The 20,319-nt window shown below is 57.4% G+C and carries 17 protein-coding genes and 2 tRNA genes; 2 read left to right on the forward strand and 17 right to left on the reverse strand.

Features of this window, described 5'->3' with window-relative positions:
- The first annotated feature begins 7 nt into the window (after positions 1-7).
- On the forward strand, positions 8-2,941 hold the full coding sequence (locus HX790_RS16025; protein ID WP_017139245.1) for a DUF748 domain-containing protein: 2,934 nt from the start codon (positions 8-10) through the stop codon (positions 2,939-2,941).
- A gap of 337 nt (positions 2,942-3,278) precedes the next feature.
- Here HX790_RS16025 and HX790_RS16030 read toward each other — a convergent pair whose 3' ends face one another.
- From HX790_RS16030 to rlmE, 16 genes are all read right to left on the reverse strand, one after another.
- Positions 3,279-3,878, reverse strand: coding sequence for a BON domain-containing protein (locus tag HX790_RS16030; protein ID WP_017139246.1), 600 nt, complete (start codon positions 3,876-3,878; stop codon positions 3,279-3,281).
- A gap of 295 nt (positions 3,879-4,173) precedes the next feature.
- A complete protein-coding gene (gene pnp / locus HX790_RS16035; RefSeq protein WP_017139247.1) occupies positions 4,174-6,279 on the reverse strand; it encodes a polyribonucleotide nucleotidyltransferase in 2,106 nt (701 codons plus the stop codon).
- 195 nt (positions 6,280-6,474) lie between these two features.
- A complete protein-coding gene (rpsO, locus tag HX790_RS16040; RefSeq protein ID WP_003176135.1) occupies positions 6,475-6,744 on the reverse strand; it encodes a 30S ribosomal protein S15 in 270 nt (89 codons plus the stop codon).
- 115 nt (positions 6,745-6,859) lie between these two features.
- Positions 6,860-7,777, reverse strand: a complete 918-nt coding sequence (gene truB, locus HX790_RS16045) for a tRNA pseudouridine(55) synthase TruB (protein ID WP_017139248.1) — start codon at positions 7,775-7,777, stop codon at positions 6,860-6,862.
- Between the two features lie 3 nt (positions 7,778-7,780).
- On the reverse strand, positions 7,781-8,176 hold the full coding sequence (rbfA, locus tag HX790_RS16050; protein WP_003176137.1) for a 30S ribosome-binding factor RbfA: 396 nt from the start codon (positions 8,174-8,176) through the stop codon (positions 7,781-7,783).
- A 159-nt stretch (positions 8,177-8,335) separates the two neighbouring features.
- Positions 8,336-10,855, reverse strand: a complete 2,520-nt coding sequence (infB, locus tag HX790_RS16055; RefSeq protein ID WP_017139249.1) for a translation initiation factor IF-2 — start codon at positions 10,853-10,855, stop codon at positions 8,336-8,338.
- 27 nt (positions 10,856-10,882) lie between these two features.
- The gene (nusA, locus tag HX790_RS16060; protein ID WP_017139250.1) at positions 10,883-12,364 is read right to left on the reverse strand and encodes a transcription termination factor NusA; all 1,482 of its coding nucleotides are present in this window, start codon (positions 12,362-12,364) and stop codon (positions 10,883-10,885) included.
- A gap of 47 nt (positions 12,365-12,411) precedes the next feature.
- The gene (rimP, locus tag HX790_RS16065; protein ID WP_032865935.1) at positions 12,412-12,870 is read right to left on the reverse strand and encodes a ribosome maturation factor RimP; all 459 of its coding nucleotides are present in this window, start codon (positions 12,868-12,870) and stop codon (positions 12,412-12,414) included.
- Positions 12,871-13,010: 140 nt separating this feature from the next.
- A tRNA-Met gene (locus HX790_RS16070) sits at positions 13,011-13,087 on the reverse strand.
- Between the two features lie 96 nt (positions 13,088-13,183).
- Positions 13,184-13,269: transfer RNA gene (locus HX790_RS16075), tRNA-Leu, on the reverse strand.
- 22 nt (positions 13,270-13,291) lie between these two features.
- Entirely contained in the window at positions 13,292-13,675 is a 384-nt protein-coding gene (secG, locus tag HX790_RS16080; protein WP_010206600.1) for a preprotein translocase subunit SecG, read from the reverse strand.
- 4 nt (positions 13,676-13,679) lie between these two features.
- Positions 13,680-14,435, reverse strand: a complete 756-nt coding sequence (gene tpiA, locus HX790_RS16085; protein WP_003194193.1) for a triose-phosphate isomerase — start codon at positions 14,433-14,435, stop codon at positions 13,680-13,682.
- A gap of 66 nt (positions 14,436-14,501) precedes the next feature.
- Positions 14,502-15,839 carry a phosphoglucosamine mutase gene (gene glmM, locus HX790_RS16090; RefSeq protein ID WP_017139252.1) on the reverse strand — a complete coding sequence of 446 codons (1,338 nt, stop codon included), beginning with the start codon at positions 15,837-15,839 and terminating at the stop codon, positions 14,502-14,504.
- Between the two features lie 15 nt (positions 15,840-15,854).
- Positions 15,855-16,706: a dihydropteroate synthase gene (gene folP, locus HX790_RS16095; RefSeq protein WP_017139253.1), complete on the reverse strand. Its 852-nt coding sequence runs from the start codon at positions 16,704-16,706 to the stop codon at positions 15,855-15,857.
- Positions 16,707-16,714: 8 nt separating this feature from the next.
- Positions 16,715-18,625: an ATP-dependent zinc metalloprotease FtsH gene (gene ftsH / locus HX790_RS16100; RefSeq protein WP_032865933.1), complete on the reverse strand. Its 1,911-nt coding sequence runs from the start codon at positions 18,623-18,625 to the stop codon at positions 16,715-16,717.
- A 200-nt stretch (positions 18,626-18,825) separates the two neighbouring features.
- A complete protein-coding gene (gene rlmE / locus HX790_RS16105) occupies positions 18,826-19,476 on the reverse strand; it encodes a 23S rRNA (uridine(2552)-2'-O)-methyltransferase RlmE (protein WP_017139255.1) in 651 nt (216 codons plus the stop codon).
- Positions 19,477-19,581: 105 nt separating this feature from the next.
- Between rlmE and HX790_RS16110 the strand changes: the two genes are divergently transcribed.
- The gene (locus HX790_RS16110; RefSeq protein ID WP_017139256.1) at positions 19,582-19,890 is read left to right on the forward strand and encodes a YhbY family RNA-binding protein; all 309 of its coding nucleotides are present in this window, start codon (positions 19,582-19,584) and stop codon (positions 19,888-19,890) included.
- A gap of 8 nt (positions 19,891-19,898) precedes the next feature.
- Here HX790_RS16110 and HX790_RS16115 read toward each other — a convergent pair whose 3' ends face one another.
- Positions 19,899-20,303, reverse strand: a complete 405-nt coding sequence (locus tag HX790_RS16115) for a hypothetical protein (protein ID WP_026013857.1) — start codon at positions 20,301-20,303, stop codon at positions 19,899-19,901.
- Positions 20,304-20,319 lie beyond the last annotated feature (16 nt).

Raw genomic sequence — 20,319 nt, forward strand, 5'->3', positions numbered from 1 at the left:
GTCACTCATGCCCAAAGGATTGATCCGCGCCGCTGGCGCCTTGTTGACCGCCCTGGCTCTGTACAGCTTGCTGGGCTTTCTGATTCTGCCGGGCATTGCCCTTCGCATTGCCAACCAACAACTGGCCAATTACGCCACGGTGCCGGCCCGTATCGAGCGTATCGAGCTCAACCCGTTCAGCCTGGAACTGACGGTGTGGGGCCTGAAGCTCGGCGAGCCGGGTAAGGAGCAAGTCGGTTTCGAGCGCCTGTACGCCAACCTGCAGATCGACAGCCTGTGGACGCGCGCGCTGCACCTGGCAGACGTACAACTGGACCAGCCGAAGACCGAAGTGCTGTTCGACAAAACAGGCCAGTTGAACCTGGCGCAGCTGTTCAAGCTGCCGCCGAGTGAGCCGACCCCGGTCGACCCGAATGCCAAGCCGTTCCCGCTGCGCATCGACAGCATCAAGCTGGCCGGCGGCTATGTGTACTTTCGCGACCTGCGCCCCAGCGAGCCAATCGAATTTCTCTACGACAAACTCGACTTCGAGCTGAAAAACCTCAGCACGTTGCCCGAAGACAATGCCGACATGACCCTGGTGGCGGCCGGCCCAGAGGGCGGTCAGATCGATTGGAAAGGCAATTTCAGCCTGGTGCCAATCACTTCCGAAGGCACCTTGAAAGTCACCGATGGCAAGATGAAAGCCTGGTGGCCCTATGTGCGGGATGCCCTGCCGCTGGTGCTTGAAGACGGCGTGCTGAACTTCAGCACCGACTATAAATTCAGCCTGGCCAAAGAAACCGAACTGAACCTGACCAACACCGCCGCCAGCATCGCGCCCTTTGCGATCAAGGCGCCGGATGGCCGGCCACTGGTGCGCCTGGAGCGCCTGGACGTCAGCGACACCACGGTGGACCTGGCCAAGCAGCAAGTGGTGGTCGGCAAGATCCGCAGCAACAAACTGGAAACCTGGGCCGCCCGCGAAGCCGATGGGCAACTGGACTGGCAGAAACTGTTTGCCAGCCAACCGAGCAAACCGGCCAAGGAACTCAAGCCTGCCAGCGCGCCTGCAACCGCCGATACGCCAAACGCCCCACCTGCCGCACCGAGCAAACCCTGGCAAGTGCTGCTCAAGGACGTGCAACTGCGCAACTATCAAGTACACCTGGCGGACCGAGCTGCCAAACCGGCAGTTGCATTGGAGCTAGGCCCGCTGAATGTCGATATGCAGAACTTCGACAGCCTCAACCGCAGCCCCTTTACCCTGAAGGTCGACTCCGGCCTGGGCAAGCAAGGCAAGATCAGCGCAACCGGCGAGGTCAACCTCAACCCGGTCAGCGCCAAGTTGAAAGTGAACACCCAGGACATCGACCTGCGCGTCGCGCAATCCTATATCAGTCCGTTTATTCGCCTGGAGCTGCGCAGCGGCATGCTGGGCAGCAACCTCGATGTGAACCTCAAAAGCACAGAGCCTTTGGCCCTGCAGGTCACCGGCCGCGCTCAGGTCGACCAGTTGCACACCCTGGACACCCTCAAGACCCGCGACTTCCTCAAGTGGCAGCGTCTGGTGCTTGAAGGTGTGAACTACCAGCACGGCGACAGCCTGTCGATCGACAAGGTCAACCTGCTGCAGCCGTATGCGCGCTTTATGATCAACGATGACCGCACCACCAACATCGATGACTTGCTGATCCCGCAACCGGCCGACAATGGCGCCAAGTCGGCAGCCAAACCGGCGGCGAGCAAAGACAAACCGTTGGGTATTCATATCGGGCAGATTGCGATCAATGACGGCTCGGCCAACTTCGCCGACTTCAGCCTCACGCCCAACTTCGCCACGGCTATCCAGCAACTCAACGGGCAGATTGGCACTATCGACAGCCGCCAGGCCAAACCGGCCAGCGTCGACATCAAGGGCAAGGTGGATCGCTACGCGCCGGTCACTATCAAGGGCAGCGTCAACCCGTTTGACCCAATGGCGGCGCTGGATATCGCCACCAGCTTCAAGCGTGTCGAACTGACCACGTTGACGCCATATTCCGGCAAGTTCGCGGGTTTCCGCATTCGCAAAGGCCGTCTCAACCTCGATTTGCACTACATGATCACCAAAGGTCAGTTGAAGGCTGAAAACAAGGTGGTGGTTGAGCAATTGCAACTGGGTGAGAAGGTCGACAGTGCCGATGCCGTCGATTTGCCGATTCGCCTGGCCATTGCGCTGCTCAAGGACACTGACGGCAAGATCTCCATCGAACTCCCCGTGACCGGCGACTTGAATAACCCGCAGTTCAGCGTCATGCCGATTGTGTGGCAGACCCTGCGCAACCTGGTGGTGCGCGCAGCCACGGCGCCGTTCAAGTTTATCGGCGGGCTGGTCAGCGGTGGCGGTTCGGAAGACCTGGGTAACGTGTCGTTTGCCGCAGGCTCCAGCGAACTGAACAAAGAGGCCGAGGGTGCTCTGAATACCTTGGCCAAGGCACTGAAAGAGCGCCCTACCCTGCGCCTTGAGATTGAAGGCACGGCAGCGGCCAGCAGCGATGGTCCGTTCATCGCCGCAGATCGCCTGGAGCGTGAATACCAGTACAACTATTACAAAATCCTCCAGCGTCGCGGCGACAAGGTGCCAGCCCAGGCGTCATTGCTGGTGGTGCCGGAGAAGGAAAAAGCGCCATTGCTCGAAGGCATCTACCGCACCCGTCTTAAGCAACAACCACCGGCCGAATGGAAAGACCTGAGCAGCGATGACCGCACTGCGAAGCTGCGTGATGGCTTGATCAAGTTCTGGGGCGCCAGTGATGTACTGCTGCGCCAACTGGGGCAGGACCGTGCCAGCACTATCAAGGACTACCTGGTGGACAAAGGCCAGCTGGAAGATGACCGGGTGTACTTCATTGACGCCAGCCTGGGGCAGGCGGAGAAAGACGGTCGAGTGGTAACGCCGATGCATCTGGATGCCGAGTAACCCCTAAGGCCCTATCAAAATGTGGGAGCTGGCTTGTGTGGGAGATAGATTGTGTGGGAGCTGGCTTGCCTGCGATAGCATCACCCGGGTTTAACTGAATAACCGAGGTGTTTGCATCGCAGGCAAGCCAGCTCCCACACAAGCCAGCTCCCACAGTTGATCGTCAGCTGCCCTGCGCAATCCTATTCCCCACACAATAGAACAGGCCCCGACACAAGTGCCGGGGCCTGTAATGACCACATCCGTGTGGTCGGTCGCATGAACTTTAGAGGTGCATCGGGTGGATAACTAACTCACCCTAAGCCGCCGCCGTCTAGCTCAGACGATTCTTTTAGCGTTACTGAACGGTCAGACCATCAGCCGATACAGATTTAACGCCTTTGATTTTCTTGGTGATCGCAACTGCGGTGTCTTTCTGAGACTGGGTCACAGCAGCAGTCGACGACAGCGACACTACACCGTGGTTGGTTTCGACTTTGATGTCGGTACCAGGAATGCCTTTCTCAGTAACCAGATCGGATTTCACTTTAGTGGTGATCCAGGTGTCCGAAGTGCTGGTCTTGGCTTTGTCGACGTTGTCGGCTTTAGCTACGCCGCCAGCCATCAGGCCGTCAGCAGAAACAGCGGTAACACCTTTGATTTTCTTGGTGATCGCTACAGCCGTGGCTTTCTGGGAATCAGAGATAGCGACGGTGGAGGACAGGGAAACCACGCCTTTGTTGGTTTCAACCTTGATGTCCGAACCAGGAATGCCTTTCTCGGTCAGCAGATCAGCTTTTACTTTGGTGGTGATCCAAGTGTCCGAAGTGGACTCTTTAGCCTTGGTCATTTCACCGGCCGCCAGGGTCATTGGGGCTTGGGAAGTCTGAGCAAAGGCTACGTTAGCACCCATGGCCAGAGTCAGAGCGGTAGCAGTAGCGAGAGCGAACTTCTTCATACGAGTAACTCCTGTTTTATTAAAAGTCTGCAGCGTGTAAACCTTGATGCTGCAGCGTTAACAGGGTTATTGCAGGCAGTGTGCCAAGTCGCGAAATCGGAATAACCCCTTTATAAACAACAACTTATAAAAACAGGCAATTTTCGAAATCGTGCAACTTGCATGAAGTCGATCGTGCCTGCATGCAAGTTGCGGCTTTTAGAGTTTACTAAGCGACTGATTTCCCGCTACTTTCCTGTGGGCATAAAAAAGGACTCCGAAGAGTCCTCTTTTTCAGCGTAAAGCCTGCGGGTGATTAAACGCCCGAAGCCTTGGCTGCTGCTACGTCCTTGATGGACAGCTTGATACGGCCGCGGTTGTCCACGTCCAGTACCAGCACTTCCACTTCCTGGCCTTCTTTGAGAATGTCGGTCACTTTCTCAACGCGAGCGTCACTCAGCATGGAGATGTGCACCAGACCGTCTTTGCCCGGCAGGATGTTGACGAATGCGCCGAAGTCGACGATGCGCTCAACCTTACCCACGTAGATCTTGCCGATCTCGGCTTCAGCGGTGATGCCCAGAACGCGCTGACGTGCAGCTTCAGCAGCTTCCTTGGTTTCGCCGAAGATCTTGATCGAGCCGTCGTCTTCGATATCGATCGAAGCCTTGGTTTCTTCACAGATCGCACGGATGGTCGCGCCGCCTTTACCGATAACATCACGGATTTTGTCGGTGTCGATTTTCATCGCGATCATGGTCGGAGCATTTTCCGACAGTTCGGTGCGCGACTGACCAATGATCTGGTTCATCTGACCGAGGATGTTCAGGCGCGCTTCCAGGGCTTGGCCCAGGGCGATTTCCATGATTTCTTCGGTGATGCCTTTGATCTTGATGTCCATCTGCAGCGCGGTAACACCTTTGGCGGTACCGGCTACTTTGAAGTCCATGTCGCCCAGGTGGTCTTCGTCGCCCAGGATGTCGGTCAGGATGGCGAACTTCTCGCCTTCTTTAACCAAGCCCATGGCGATACCGGCAACCGGTGCCTTCATCGGTACACCAGCGTCCATCAGTGCCAGGGAAGCACCGCAAACGGAAGCCATGGAGCTGGAACCGTTGGACTCGGTGATTTCCGACACAACACGGATGGTGTACGGGAACACGTCAGCAGCAGGCAGCATCGCGGAGATCGAACGACGAGCCAGGCGGCCGTGACCGATTTCGCGACGACCAGCGCCACCCATGCGACCACACTCGCCCACCGAGAACGGAGGGAAGTTGTAGTGCAGCATGAACGGGTCTTTTTTCTCGCCTTCCAGGGTGTCCAGCAGCTGTGCATCACGGGCAGTACCCAGTGTTGCAACGACCAGAGCCTGGGTTTCGCCACGGGTGAACAGCGCCGAACCGTGAGTCTTCGGCAGAACGCCGACTTCGATGTTCAGTGGGCGCACGGTGCGAGTGTCGCGACCGTCGATACGTGGCTTGCCGTTAACGATGTTTTCGCGAACGGTGCGGTATTCGATTTCACCGAAGGCCGCTTTGACTTCGCTGGAAGAAGGCTGGCCTTCTTCACCGGACAGCTTGGCTACAACCTGATCCTTCAGCTCGCCCAGGCGCGCGTAACGGTCGGCCTTGACGGTGATGGTGTAGGCGTCGGAGATGGCAGCACCGAACTCGGAGCGGATAGCGCCCAGCAGTTCTGTCGCTTCAGCCTGTGGAGCCCAGGCCCACGTTGGCTTGGCAGCTTCGGCAGCCAGTTCTTTAACGGCCTTGATCACGGACTGGAACTCGTCGTGAGCAAACAGTACAGCGCCCAGCATCTGGTCTTCGGTCAGCTCTTTGGCTTCCGATTCAACCATCAATACGGCTTCAGAGGTACCGGCAACGACCATGTCCAGGCTCGAAGCTTTCTGTTGCTCGTAAGTCGGGTTCAGCAGGTAGCCGGTGCTTTCATGGAAAGCAACGCGCGCAGCGCCAATCGGGCCATCGAAAGGAATGCCGGAGATGGCCAGGGCAGCCGAGGTACCGATCATCGCAGCGATGTCCGGATCGGTCTTCTTGCTGGTGGAAACGACGGTGCAGACAACCTGCACTTCGTTCATGAAGCCTTCTGGGAACAGCGGACGGATCGGACGGTCGATCAGTCGGGAAGTCAGGGTTTCTTTCTCGGAAGGACGGCCTTCACGCTTGAAGAAACCGCCAGGGATCTTACCGGCAGCGTAAGTCTTTTCCTGGTAGTGAACGGACAGAGGGAAAAAGCCTTTGCTCGGGTCTGCGGTCTTTGCGCCAACAACGGTCACCAATACGGTAACGTCGTCGTCAACGGTAACCAGCACTGCGCCGGAGGCTTGACGGGCGATACGGCCTGTCTCGAGGGTAACGGTCGACTGACCGAACTGGAATTTTTTGATAACCGGGTTCACGGTGTCCTACCTTCTTTGTGGCTCTTGGGGGAACTTGTCTTCTTGCGAAATTCTTGGGCAATACCGGGAATCGGCCCGACGCTCGTCCAGGGTAAAACGTGTATCCAGATAAAACTTGAGGCTGGGAGCCTGCCATGGGCCAGCGGAAATCCCACTGACACACGGCAGACAACCAACCTCTAGCGCAATCGCTTATTAGCGACGCAGACCCAGGCGACCGATCAGAGCCTGATAACGACCCAGATCCTTGCCTTTCAGGTAGTCCAGCAGCTTACGGCGCTGGTTTACCATGCGGATCAGACCACGACGGGAGTGGTGATCTTTACCGTTGGCCTTGAAGTGACCTTGCAGCTTGTTGATGTTGTGGGTCAGCAGTGCAACTTGCACTTCTGGCGAACCAGTGTCACCAACAGCTTGCTGATAGTCAGCAACGATTTGTGCTTTTTCTTGAACGTCGAGAGCCATGAGGCAATCCTTTTTTCAGGAAACCACCCAAAGGGCAGTTTCAACAGGCCAGGGACAAATCCCTGTATCTAAAAATGAGTGTTGACCGTGCCTGTTAACAGCCACACTCGTTCGGTCATTCTGACCGAATCAGTCGACGCGGCGCTATACGCCCGTCTTCGCTCACTTCACCGATACCGATAAAGCGACCGTTATGATCCTGTACCCGCACCATACCGAACTTCGGAGCGTCCGGGGCACGTACCGGCTGACCGTTTAGCCAGTAGAACGCGCTGTGCTCCGAGAAGTGCAGCAATGGCCAATCCAGCAAACCGCTGTCCGATGGCATCAGGAAGCGATCAACCGCTTCATTGCCGCCTTCGGCATGTACCGCTTCCAACTCTTCCAGCGTGACCGTCTGGGCCAGGGTGAAAGGTCCGGCTTGAGTACGTCGCAGCTCTGCAACGTATGCACCACAGCCCAGTTGCTCACCGATATCTTCCACCAGGGTACGAATATAGGTGCCTTTGCTGCAGTCCACCGACAATCGTGCGGTGTCGCCCTCACTGGCGAGCAATTCAAGCCGCGCAATAGTAACAGAACGCGGTTCACGCTCCACTACTTCGCCCGCACGTGCCAGCTTGTAAAGAGGCTGGCCATCACGCTTGAGCGCCGAGTACATCGGCGGTATCTGACTGATTTGCCCACGAAAAGCGGGTAAAACGGCCTCGATATCAGCACGACCAACGGTCACGTCGCGAACCTGCAGAACATCACCTTCGGCATCGGCCGTGGTGGTGGTCTTGCCCAGTTGCATGAGGGTTTCGTAACCCTTGTCGGAATCGAGCAGGTATTGCGAGAACTTGGTGGCCTCGCCAAAGCACAACGGCAGTACACCGGTGGCCAATGGGTCGAGGCTGCCGGTGTGCCCGGCCTTCTCGGCATTGAGCAGCCAGCGAACCTTCTGCAGCGCGGCATTGGAGGTAAAGCCAATGGGCTTGTCGAGCAGAATGATGCCGCTGACGTTGCGACGGATACGTTTGACCTGAGCCACCGCTTACTCCTTGGCGTCTTCAGGTGTGGACGGGTGCTGGCTGTCTTCAGCCACGGCGCGCTCGATCAATGCCGACAGGTGCGCACCACGCACGACGCTTTCGTCGTAGTGGAAGTGCAACTGGGGAACACTGCGCAGCTTCATTTCACGGGCCAACTGCATACGCAGGAAGCCTGCAGCCGAGTTGAGCACCTTGATGCTTTGCGCGATTTCTTCGCTGTTGTCCTGCCCCATCACGGTGATGAAGATCTTGGCGTGACCCACGTCACGGCTCACTTCAACGGCGGTGATGGTGACCAGGCCAACGCGCGGGTCTTTGACTTCGCGACGGATCAGTTGGGCCAGCTCACGCTGCATCTGATCGCCGATACGTTGGGTACGGCTGTATTCTTTTGCCATGTCTTGTTACCTGTTACTGCCACACGGTGAAACCCGTGGGGTCTGAAAGCGGCAAACGCCCGGCCTGACAAAAGCCAGACCGGGCGTTGCGTTTAGAGTCCGTACGCTGCGCGGGGCATTTGCATGCCCACACGCGGCGTGGCTCCGGAAGTGCGCGAGTTAGAGGCTGCGAGCAACCTGGACCTTCTCGTAGACTTCGATCTTGTCGCCAGCCTTGACGTCGTTGTAGCTCTTGACGCCGATACCGCATTCCATGCCGGCACGTACTTCGGAAGCGTCATCCTTGAAGCGGCGCAGGGATTCCAGCTCGCCTTCGAAGATAACGATGTCTTCACGCAGTACACGGATCGGACGGTTACGGTACACAGTACCTTCGATAACCATGCAACCGGCGATCGCACCGAATTTCGGCGAGCGGAACACGTCACGCACCTCGGCAACACCCAGGATGTTCTCCCGGACATCGCTGCCAAGCATGCCGGTAAGGGCTTTCTTGACGTCTTCGATGATGTCGTAGATGACGTTGTAGTAACGCATGTCCAGGCCTTCCTGCTCGACGATCTTGCGAGCGCCAGCATCGGCACGCACGTTGAAGCCGAACAGTACAGCGTTGGAAGCCAGTGCCAGGTTGGCGTCGGATTCGGTGATACCACCGACACCGCCACCCACAACGCGCACTTGCACTTCGTCGTTACCCAGGCCGTTCAAGGCGCCGTTCAACGCTTCGAGGGAGCCACGAACGTCAGATTTGAGGACGATGTTAAGCGTCTTCTTCTCTTCCTGGCCCATGTTCTCGAAGATGTTTTCCAGCTTGCCGGCGTGAGCACGGGCCAGCTTGACTTCGCGGAACTTGCCTTGACGGAACAGAGCCACTTCACGGGCTTTCTTCTCGTCGGCAACTACGCTCATCTCGTCGCCAGCGTCCGGGGTACCGTCCAGGCCGAGGATCTCGACCGGGATAGCCGGGCCGGCTTCCTTGATTGGCTTGCCGTTCTCGTCGAGCATGGCACGTACACGGCCGTAGTTCGAACCAACGAGCACCATGTCGCCTTGGCGCAGGGTACCGTCTTGAACCAGAACGGTCGCAACCGGGCCACGGCCCTTGTCCAGACGCGATTCAACCACAACACCACGACCAGGGGCCGATGGAGTAGCGGTCAACTCGAGTACTTCGGCTTGCAACAGAACAGCTTCGAGCAGTTCGTCAACGCCAGTACCCATTTTTGCGGATACCGACACGAATGGCGTCTCGCCACCCCACTCTTCAGAAGTCACGCCGTGAACCGACAGTTCGCTACGGATGCGATCGAGATCAGCGCCCGGCTTGTCGATTTTGTTCACTGCAACCACCAGCGGTACGCCAGCCGCTTTCGCGTGCTGAACGGCTTCGATGGTTTGCGGCATCACGCCGTCGTCCGCTGCAACGACCAGGATCACGATGTCGGTAGCCTTGGCACCACGGGCACGCATTGCGGTAAACGCAGCGTGACCAGGGGTGTCGAGGAAAGTCACCATGCCACGCTCGGTTTCAACGTGGTACGCGCCGATGTGCTGGGTAATGCCGCCGGCTTCGCCTGCAGCAACCTTGGCACGACGGATGTAGTCGAGCAGGGAAGTTTTACCGTGGTCAACGTGGCCCATTACGGTCACAACCGGTGCACGGGAAACAGCCTCACCTTCAAACTTCAGGGACTCAGCCAGGGAATCTTCCAGGGCGGTGTCGCTGACCAGGGTCACTTTGTGGCCCAGCTCTTCAGCAACCAACTGGGCAGTTTCCTGGTCCAGTACCTGGTTGATGGTGGCTGGAGTGCCCAGCTTGAACATGAACTTGATGATTTCAGCTGCCTTGACCGACATCTGCTGGGCGAGATCGCCAACAGTGATGGTCTCGCCGATCTTCACTTCACGCACGACAGGGCCGGTTGGGCTCTGGAAACCGTGGGCGTTGCGTTTTTTCAGCTTGGCCTTGCCGCGACCACCACGACGGAAGCCATCGCTTTCTTCGTCGGTAGTACGTGGGGCAACGCGTGGAGCAGGCGCTTTCTCTTTGACCGAAGCACGATGCGGAGCGTTTTTACGCTCACCATCGCCACCACCACCGCGACGATTGTTATCGTCGGCACGTGGTTTGTCCGGACGACGAGGTTCGTCGCGCTTGCGAGCGTCAGCTGCAGGAGCTGCGGCAACCGGGGCGGCCTCACGCACAGCTTCAACTGGCGCGCTAGGCGCAGCGGCTGCTTCAGTGGCAGCAGGTTGCGCAGCAGCAGGCTGGCGACGCGCTTCTTCTTCGGCGCGACGCTTGGCTTCTTCTTCAGCCTTCTGACGAGCAGCATTTTCTACTGCGCGACGTTCTTCCAGCTCGCGCTTGCGCTCGGCTTCGATTTCTTCCGGGCTGCGCTGTACGAAGACTTTCTTCTTGCGCACTTCAACGCTGATGCTTTTGCTACCAGCAACACGCAGGGTGCTGGTGGTTTTGCGCTGCAATGTAATCTTGCGCGGTTCTTCCACTTTCGCCTTGTGGCTGCTCTTCAAGTGAGTCAGCAAAGACTGCTTCTCACTATCGCTCACACCTTCATCGGCGGCGGTGTGCGGCAGACCTGCCTCACGCATCTGCTGCAACAGGCGCTCTACCGGTGTTTTGACCTCATCGGCCAGTTGTTTCACCGTGACTTGCGTCATGCACTTCTCTCCTCAGGCCGCGCCTAGTTACTCGAACCAATGGGCTCGGGCGGCCATGATCAACTTGCCGGCACGATCTTCGTCAATGCCGTCGATGTCGAGCAGATCGTCAATAGACTGCTCGGCCAGGTCTTCGCGGGTAATTACGCCGCGCACCGCCAGTTCCATCGCCAAATCCTTGTCCATACCCTCAAGCGAGAGCAGGTCTTCGGCCGGATGGGCGTCTGCCAGCTTTTCCTCAGTAGCGATGGCTTTAGTCAACAAGCGATCCTTGGCTCGAGCGCGAAGCTCGTTGACGGTGTCTTCGTCAAAGCCGTCGATGTTGAGCATTTCTTCCAACGGTACGTAGGCAATCTCTTCCAGGCTGGTGAAGCCTTCATCTACCAGCACCTGCGCCAGGTCTTCGTCGACTTCCAGCTCGTCGATGAAGTTGCGCAGGATGTCACCGGTTTCAGCTTGCTGCTTAGCCTGGATGTCCGATTCGGTCATCACGTTCAGGGTCCAGCCGGTCAGTTGGCTGGCCAGACGCACGTTCTGACCACCACGACCAATGGCCTGAGCCAGATTGTCTGCGCCAACGGCGATGTCCATTGCATGGGCATCTTCGTCAACGATAATTGCCGCCACTTCAGCTGGCGACATGGCGTTGATCACGAACTGCGCCGGGTTATCGTCCCACAGCACGATATCCACACGCTCACCGCCCAACTCGCCCGACACTGCCTGGACGCGCGAACCGCGCATACCAATGCAAGCGCCCTGCGGGTCGATGCGTTTGTCCTTGGAGCGGACCGCGATCTTGGCGCGCGAACCCGGGTCGCGAGACGCAGCCATGACTTCGATCAGGCCTTCGGCGATTTCCGGCACTTCGATGCGGAACAGTTCGATCAGCATTTCCGGCGCGGTACGCGACAGGATCAACTGAGGGCCGCGGTTCTCGGTGCGGATTTCCTTGAGCAGCGCACGCAGACGCACGCCGACACGGAAGGTTTCGCGAGAGATGATGTCTTCGCGGGCCAGCAACGCTTCAGCGTTGTTGCCCAGGTCAACGATCACATTGTCACGAGTAACTTTTTTCACGGTGCCGGAGATGATTTCACCCAGGCGCTCGCGATAAGCGTCAACGACTTGAGCGCGCTCAGCTTCGCGAACCTTCTGCACGATGACTTGCTTGGCAGTCTGTGCAGCAATACGGCCGAATTCGATCGACTCGATCTTTTCTTCGACGACATCACCGACCTGGGCGCCCGGATGCGTTTGCGCAACCTTGCTCGGCCAGGTTTCGATGGCCGGATCATCAAGATCGGCTTCTTCGACGACCGTCCAGCGACGGAAAGTCTCATAGGCACCGGTGTGGCGGTTGATTTCCACACGCAGATCAACTTCGTCTTCAAAACGCTTTTTGGTAGCAGTGGCCAGGGCCAGCTCCAGCGCTTCAAAAATCACGTTTGCCGGTACGCCCTTTTCATTGGATACCGACTCAACAACCAGCAGTACTTCTTTGCTCATCGTACGCCTCGCCTTTCGCAAGCCATTGGATCCGCGGGATCCGCGTCTCAGTCAAAACTGGGAATAATGTTGGCCTTGTCGATCATATCGATCGGCAACAGGAACTCATGGTCTTCTACCTGCACCACGACATCCTGTTCTTCTACACCGCGCAGAAGGCCCTGAAAGTTGCGTCGCCCTTCAAAGGGTGAGCGCAGCTTGATCTTCACTTGTTCACCGGCAAATTTTGCAAACTGATCAATAGTGAACAGTGGGCGTTCCATGCCTGGCGAGGAAACTTCGAGGGTGTATTCAACGGCGATTGGATCTTCAACATCCAGCACACCGCTGATCTGACGGCTGACAATGGCACAATCGTCCACCAGCACGCCGCCCTCTTTATCGATATAAACGCGCAACATTGAGTGGCGACCTTGAGCCGAAAACTCAATACCCCAGCATTCATAGCCTAGGGCCACGACCACCGGGGCCAGCAAGGCCTGCAACTCTTCTAGCTTGCTCGACACCTGAACCCCCTCGTGCATGTATGTGCATGCTGTGCAAAATAAAAAAATGGGCGAAACGCCCATCCTTGAAACGCCGTCGAACAGCGGCGTTGAAAGTGTCCAGCTAACAAAAAGCCCCTTAAAAGGGGCTCCGCTAAAACTGGTTGCGGGGGCCGGATTTGAACCGACGACCTTCGGGTTATGAGCCCGACGAGCTACCAGACTGCTCCACCCCGCGACAAAGCTGGGGCGGAAGTATACGACCGATCCCTTACAGGGTCAATGTAACCTTCCACCTACAAGAAAGCCCGCAACAGCGGGCTCTCCTGATAATTGGTACCGAGAAGGGGACTCGAACCCCTACACCCTATGGGCACAACCACCTCAAGGTTGCGTGTCTACCAATTCCACCACCTCGGCAATACAGCGTTTACAACCCTTCTTACTTCTGCTCTTGAGCTGGAGGTACGTCAGTCGCTGGAGTAGCCGACTTTTGCTCTTGAAGCACCGGGACATCATCAGAAGCCGGTTTTGCTTTTGGTACTTCCAACACCGCTGGGTTTGGGAGACCTACCTGAGTCAGCACATGAGCTTTCTCTTTAGCAAAGTAACCTAACCCCAAGCTGGTTATGAAGAAACCGGCGGCAAGTATAGCAGTAAACTTACTAAGAAAGGTAGAGGAACCTTGGCTTCCGAACACAGTATTTGAAGCACCTGCACCGAAAGACGCACCAGCATCCGCACCTTTACCCTGTTGCAACAAAACCAGGGCAACTACGCCCAGGGCAGCCAACAGATGAAAAACGACTACGACTGTTTCCAGCATTTTTTCAGTTTCCCGCGGCGCGACAGATCGCACCGAACTCATCTGCATTCAGGGAAGCTCCACCAATGAGCCCCCCATCGATATCCGGCATGCCGAACAGTTCGACCGCATTGGCCGCCTTCACGCTGCCGCCGTATAGAAGCCGCACACCTTGCGCGACTTCAGAATTCTCTGCCGCTAACTGCGCGCGGATGGCTGCATGCACATCCTGCGCTTGTTGCGGTGTAGCAGTCAGCCCGGTGCCAATGGCCCAGACCGGCTCGTAAGCAATTACTGCCTTTGCAAATGCACCAACACCCAGCTCCTCGATGATGCTGCCCAGCTGACGCGAGACAACCTCAAGAGTCTTGCCCGATTCACGCTGCTCCAGGGTCTCCCCTATGCACAACACTGGAATCAAGCCACAAGCCTGTGCCGCTGCGAACTTGCGGTTGAGTGTCCCATCACGCTCGCCCATCATCTGACGGCGCTCGGAGTGCCCGACAAGCACATAGGAACAACCCGCATCAACCAGCTGACTCGGTGAAATCTCACCGGTCAACGCACCTTGCATGGGTTCCACCGCAGAGTTCTGCGCGCCGACCTGAATCGACTTGCCTTTCAAACCATCAACCACCTGGTTGATATGCAAGCAAGGCGGGAAAACCGCAACATCAACACCGCTAGGCAAGGCCAAGTGACGAAGGCCATTGATCAGCTCAGCGACACTGGCGCGGGTACCGTGCATCTTCCAGTTACCAGCTACCATAGTGCGACGCATGCTGTACCTCGTCGGTCAAAGTGGGCGCAGATGTTACCCAACCACACCATCACTGGCAAGCCGAATTCAGGCGCAAATTTCAGTTACCAGTTTTGCCAGGTCTTCGGCGTGGCCGCGAACCTGTGTTTCGTCCTCGCCTTCGACCATGACACGCACCAGCGGCTCTGTGCCGGACTTGCGCAACAACACGCGGCCACGCCCAGCCATTGCAAGGGTCACACGCTCGCAGGCGTCTTTGACAGCAGGGTGCTCGATAGGGTTTTCGCCACCGGCAAAGCGCACATTCAGTAGAACCTGCGGGCACTTGCGCAGCGCCTGGCGCGCTTGAGCCAGACTCTCTTTGCGACGACGCAAGGACAGCAATACCTGCAGCGCAGCAATAATGGCATCGCCCGTGGTGGTGTGCTGGAAGCAAACCACATGCCCCGAGTTCTCTCCGCCCACCAGCCAGTTACGCTCCAGCAGCTCGGCGATGACATAGCGGTCACCGACATTGGCGCGTACAAACGGAATCCCAAGCTCGGCCAAGGCCAACTCAAGCCCGAGATTGCTCATCAGCGTGCCAACCACACCGCCTTGCAGCTTGTCACGCTCATGCAGGTCGCGGGCAATGATGAACAACAGCTCATCGCCATCAACCACCGCACCGGTGTGATCCACCATCAATACGCGGTCACCGTCGCCATCGAAGGCAATACCGAGGTCAGCGTGCTCGGCCAGGACAGCAGCCTGCAGCTGCTCCATATGCGTCGAGCCGCAGTTATCGTTGATATTCAAACCATTTGGCTGGGCCGACAGCACCGTCACATCGGCACCCAGCTCCTTGAATACGCTGGGCGCCACTTTGTAGGTTGCACCGTGAGCACAGTCGACAACAATTTTGAGGCCGGCAAAGTTGGTGCTGGTCGGCACACTGCTCTTGCAGAACTCGATGTAACGGCCTGAGGCGTCATTGATACGCGAGACCTTGCCCAGCTTGCTGGACTCAACCACGGTCATCGGCGCGTCCAGCAACTCTTCGATCATCAGCTCGATCTCGTCCGGCAGCTTGGTGCCCTGGCCCGAGAAGAACTTGATGCCGTTGTCATCATGGGGATTGTGCGAGGCACTGATCACGATACCGGCTTCAGCGTGGAAGGTACGCGTCAGGTAAGCGATTGCCGGCGTCGGCATGGGCCCCAGCAGCATGACATCGGCGCCTGCGGCAGACAGCCCCGCCTCCAGCGCAGATTCGAACATGTAACCCGAGATGCGAGTGTCTTTGCCCACCAGGATGCGGCAAGCGCCCATGCTGCGGAACGCCATACCTGCGGCCCAGCCCAGCTTAAGCATAAAGTCAGGAGTAATCGGGAATTCGCCGACCCGACCACGAATACCGTCGGTGCCAAAATATTTTTTAGTCATAAGTGCTCCATCGTTCTATTCGGCTGATTCTACCGCGGCCAGCATGCGCACCACATCAACCGTCTCGGCGACATCATGCACCCGCAAAATACGCGCGCCCTTGGTCACGGCAAGTGCCGCCAACGCCAGGCCACCGTACAACCGCTCACCCACAGGGCGATTCAGGGCCAGCCCTATCATGCTCTTGCGCGACACGCCGACCAACAAGGGTCGACCAAGGGCGTGCAAAGCTTCCATATGCTTGAACAGGCTCAAGTTGTGTTGCAGGGTCTTGGCGAAGCCAAACCCGGGATCCAGGATAATCTTTTCGGCTGCGATGCCCACCTTGGCGCATTGAGTCATTCTTTGCGCAAGAAACCCACTCACCTCACCAACCAGATCATCGTAATGCGGGCTGTCCTGCATATTGCCGGGCTCTCCCAACATATGCATAAGGCACACCGGCAGTCCGGTTGCCGCCGCCGCATCCAGCGCGCCATCACGCTGAAGGGAGCGCACATCGTTGATCAGCCCCGCACCGAGGCGCGCTGTCTCGCGCATTACTGCGGGAGTCGAGGTGTCCACCGAGATGATCACATCCAGCTCACGGGCAATCCGCTCGACGATTGGCGCGACCCGCTCCAGCTCCTCCAAGGGAGAAACCACGCGAGCGCCCGGTCGAGTTGACTCACCACCGACATCAATCAAGGTCGCGCCAGCCGCCACCATCGCCTCGGCATGACGCAACGCGGCATCCTGCTGATTGAAGCGGCCGCCGTCAGAAAAAGAATCGGGGGTTACATTAAGAATGCCCATGACATGCGTATGGGCCAAATCAAGAACCCGGTTGCCGCAAGGCAACCGGGTGGAGGATAGCGCAGAAGTCATTTCAAACCTTAGTGATCAGCTGCGGGGCCGCCGATTGGGGCTTCAGGACGTTCGTTCTGTACCACAGGCGGGGTGCCCGAGGTACCCGAACCACCTTCCCAATCACGAGGCTCACGCGGTGCGCGACCCGCCATGATGTCGTCAATCTGATCGGCATCAATGGTTTCGTACTTCATCAGCGCATCAGCCATTGCATCGAGCTTGTCGCGGTTATCCGTCAGGATCTGCTTGGCCGTGCCGTAGCACTGGTCAATGATGCTGCGCACTTCGGAGTCAATCAGCTTGGCTGTCTCACCCGAGAAGCTGGCAGCTTGACCGCCGCCACCACGACCCAGGAATACTTCGCCTTCTTCCTCGGCATACATCAAAGGACCGAGTTTTTCCGACAACCCCCACTTGGTCACCATGTTCCGCGCAATCTGGCTGGCACGCATGATGTCGTTGGAAGCACCGGTGGTCACACCGTCGAAGCCAAGCGTCATCTCTTCAGCAATCCGGCCGCCATACAGAGAACAGATCTGGCTGATCAGCGCACGCTTGGAGAGGCTGTAACGATCCTCTTCCGGCAGGAACATGGTCACACCCAGCGCACGGCCACGAGGAATGATCGACACTTTGTAGACCGGGTCATGCTCAGGCACAACGCGACCAACAATGGCGTGACCGGCTTCGTGATAAGCGGTGTTCTGCTTCTCTTTCTCGGACATGACCATGGATTTGCGCTCGGCACCCATCATGATCTTGTCTTTGGCCAGTTCGAACTCTTTCATTTCCACAATGCGCTTGCCGGTACGGGCAGCGAACAACGAAGCCTCGTTGACCAGGTTGGCCAGGTCGGCACCGGAGAAGCCTGGCGTACCACGGGCAATCACGGCCGGAGCCACGTCGTCACCCATTGGCACTTTGCGCATGTGTACTTTCAGGATCTGTTCGCGACCGCGAATATCCGGCAGCCCCACCACAACCTGACGGTCGAAACGGCCTGGACGCAGCAACGCTGGGTCGAGCACATCCGGACGGTTAGTCGCGGCGATGACGATGATGCCGTCATTCATTTCAAAGCCGTCCATCTCAACCAGCAATTGGTTGAGGGTCTGCTCACGCTCATCGTGACCGCCACCCATGCCGGCGCCACGATGGCGACCCACGGCGTCGATTTCGTCGATGAAGATGATGCACGGTGCGTGCTTTTTGGCCTGTTCGAACATATCGCGAACACGGCTGGCACCAACACCGACGAACATCTCGACGAAGTCAGAACCGGAAATGGTGAAGAACGGCACCTTGGCTTCACCGGCAATCGCCTTGGCCAGCAAGGTTTTACCGGTACCCGGAGGACCGACCATCAGCACGCCGCGAGGAATACGGCCGCCCAGGCGCTGGAACTTGCCCGGATCACGCAGGAACTCAACCAGCTCACCGACTTCTTCCTTGGCTTCATCACAACCTGCGACGTCAGCCAGGGTGGTTTTCACCTGATCTTCAGAGAGCAGGCGCGCCTTGCTCTTGCCGAAGCTCATCGGCCCGCCCTTGCCTCCCGCACCACCTTGCATCTGGCGCATGAAGAACATGAACACGGCGATAATCACCAGGATCGGGAAGCTCGCGACCAATAGCTGAGTCCAGATGCTCTGCTGTTCAGGCTGCTTGCCTTCAACCACTACGTGGTTATCCACCAAGTCGCCGATCAGACCGTTGTCCTGGATTGCCGGACGAATGGTCTTGAAGCTGTCGCCATCGTTGCGCTTGCCGGTGATCACGTAGCCATCAACCGCTACGCGCTCGACCTTGCCATCCTTAACTTGCTGGATGAAGTCGGAATAGTTGAGGGTCTGCGGCTCGTTAGGGCTGGAGAAGTTGTTCATCACCGTCACCAGGACAGCCGCGATGATCAACCACAGGATCAGATTCTTTGCCATATCGTTCAATTAACTACCCTCTGAAGCAAGCTCCGCTACTGGCGCGCGCTTCGCATGATATTCACCGGCCTAACTTACTACATTACCTACAACTCTGGCAGGCGCCGTCTGTAACCCTTTGTGAAACTTTGACTACACAATATTCGTAAAGCTTCGTGACGAAAGCGATATAAAAAAACCTATCGCCCTCCTCGAATTCCTCAAAAACGCTCTTCGCTCTCCGCACCTTCGACACCACGGAAGCCGCGGCACAGCAGGTATTGCTCGCGTGACCGGTCTCGCGAAGAGTCTGGTTTGCGCGTCTGTACCTTGTCGAACAATTTGCGAATGTTCTTGTGGTACTCGTCAAAACCTTCGCCCTGGAAGACTTTCACCAGGAAATCACCACCGGGACGCAAAACCCGACCCGCCAGATCCAGTGCCAACTCGCACAGGAACATGGCTCGCGGCATATCAACGGCCGGTAATCCACTCATATTGGGGGCCATGTCGGAAATCACAAGGTCTACCTGCGAATTTCCCACAGCCTCAAGGATCTCGGCCAACACCGTGTCCTGGGTGAAGTCGCCGTGTACAAAGGTCACATCCGGGATGCTGTCCATCTCAAGGATGTCTGAAGCGATCAATCGTCCTTGCCCACCAATCAGACGACTGGTCACTTGGGACCAGCCACCAGGGGCTGCGCCAAGGTCGATAACGCTCATGCCTGGACGAATCAATTTATCCTTGTCCTGGATCTCCAGCAGTTTGTAGCTGGCCCGGGAACGGTAGCCGTCCTTTTGCGCCTTTTTGACGTAAGGATCGTTGAAATGTTCTTGTAGCCACTTAAGGCTGGTTTTGGAACGGGCCACGGGCCACCTCGAAAATAAAACGGGTCGTGATTAACTGGGCGGTCCCGGACTCGCTCGGGTAAACTGGCCGCCGCTTTTTACAAGATCAGACGCAGGGGTCAGATTATGCCGCTCACTCAAGAGCAGAAGAAACAGTACAAATCCATTGGCCACCATCTGAAACCAGTTCTGATTGTGGCAGACAACGGTTTGACTGAAGGTGTGTTAGCCGAACTGGAACGCGCATTGGGCGATCATGAACTGATCAAGATCAAGGTCAACATCCTTGACCGCGAAGCGCGTTTGGCCGCCATTGCAGAACTGTGCAAGGTCGGCAAAGCGGACCTGGTACAGGTCATCGGCAAGATGGCACTGCTGTATCGCAAGAACTTCAGCGTCAACAAGCAGCTGTCGAACGTACACCGCTTCAAGTAATACAAGGGTCACGGGCGTGCTTCGCGCGCCCCGCCGCTCCATCCCGGTGCCGGCTGTATAACCAGCACCAGGCCGGAGAACCCTAGCACAAGATAGCTGAATAGCTGCCAGCGCAACGCTTGCGGCAGCCACACATGCACCACGCAAAACATTGCGCACGCATACAGCGCCATCAACAGCAGTTGGCCGCGAATATCCCGCCACAAGCTCCTCAAACCCTCGGTCTTGACCAGCACCAATGCCTGGAGCGTCACGCACGCCGCTGAAAAACCCACCAGCAGCGCACTCAGCATTCCGTTGAGCTCATCGATCAGCAGCGGTGCCAGGCCAATCAGGCCCAACACCGGCAGCACACCGATGTGCAACAACCATAGGCCACCCACCCAAAGCATCTGGGCGAGCTGCCAAAGCATGGCGCCCGCACGAAGC

Source organism: Pseudomonas sp. IPO3747 (assembly GCF_013385245.1).
GTDB classification, from domain to species: Bacteria; Pseudomonadota; Gammaproteobacteria; order Pseudomonadales; family Pseudomonadaceae; genus Aquipseudomonas; species Aquipseudomonas edaphica.

Coding starts and splice junctions, on each gene's coding strand:
- HX790_RS16025 (WP_017139245.1), top strand. CDS start 8: ATGCCCAAAGGATTGATCCGCGCCGCTGGCGCCTTGTTGACCGCCCTG.
- HX790_RS16030 (WP_017139246.1), bottom strand. CDS start 3,878: ATGAAGAAGTTCGCTCTCGCTACTGCTACCGCTCTGACTCTGGCCATG.
- rpsO (WP_003176135.1), bottom strand. CDS start 6,744: ATGGCTCTCGACGTTCAAGAAAAAGCACAAATCGTTGCTGACTATCAG.
- rbfA (WP_003176137.1), bottom strand. CDS start 8,176: ATGGCAAAAGAATACAGCCGTACCCAACGTATCGGCGATCAGATGCAG.
- infB (WP_017139249.1), bottom strand. CDS start 10,855: ATGACGCAAGTCACGGTGAAACAACTGGCCGATGAGGTCAAAACACCG.
- nusA (WP_017139250.1), bottom strand. CDS start 12,364: ATGAGCAAAGAAGTACTGCTGGTTGTTGAGTCGGTATCCAATGAAAAG.
- secG (WP_010206600.1), bottom strand. CDS start 13,675: ATGCTGGAAACAGTCGTAGTCGTTTTTCATCTGTTGGCTGCCCTGGGC.
- tpiA (WP_003194193.1), bottom strand. CDS start 14,435: ATGCGTCGCACTATGGTAGCTGGTAACTGGAAGATGCACGGTACCCGC.
- glmM (WP_017139252.1), bottom strand. CDS start 15,839: ATGACTAAAAAATATTTTGGCACCGACGGTATTCGTGGTCGGGTCGGC.
- folP (WP_017139253.1), bottom strand. CDS start 16,706: ATGACTTCTGCGCTATCCTCCACCCGGTTGCCTTGCGGCAACCGGGTT.
- ftsH (WP_032865933.1), bottom strand. CDS start 18,625: ATGGCAAAGAATCTGATCCTGTGGTTGATCATCGCGGCTGTCCTGGTG.
- HX790_RS16110 (WP_017139256.1), top strand. CDS start 19,582: ATGCCGCTCACTCAAGAGCAGAAGAAACAGTACAAATCCATTGGCCAC.
- HX790_RS16115 (WP_026013857.1), bottom strand. CDS start 20,303: ATGCTTTGGCAGCTCGCCCAGATGCTTTGGGTGGGTGGCCTATGGTTG.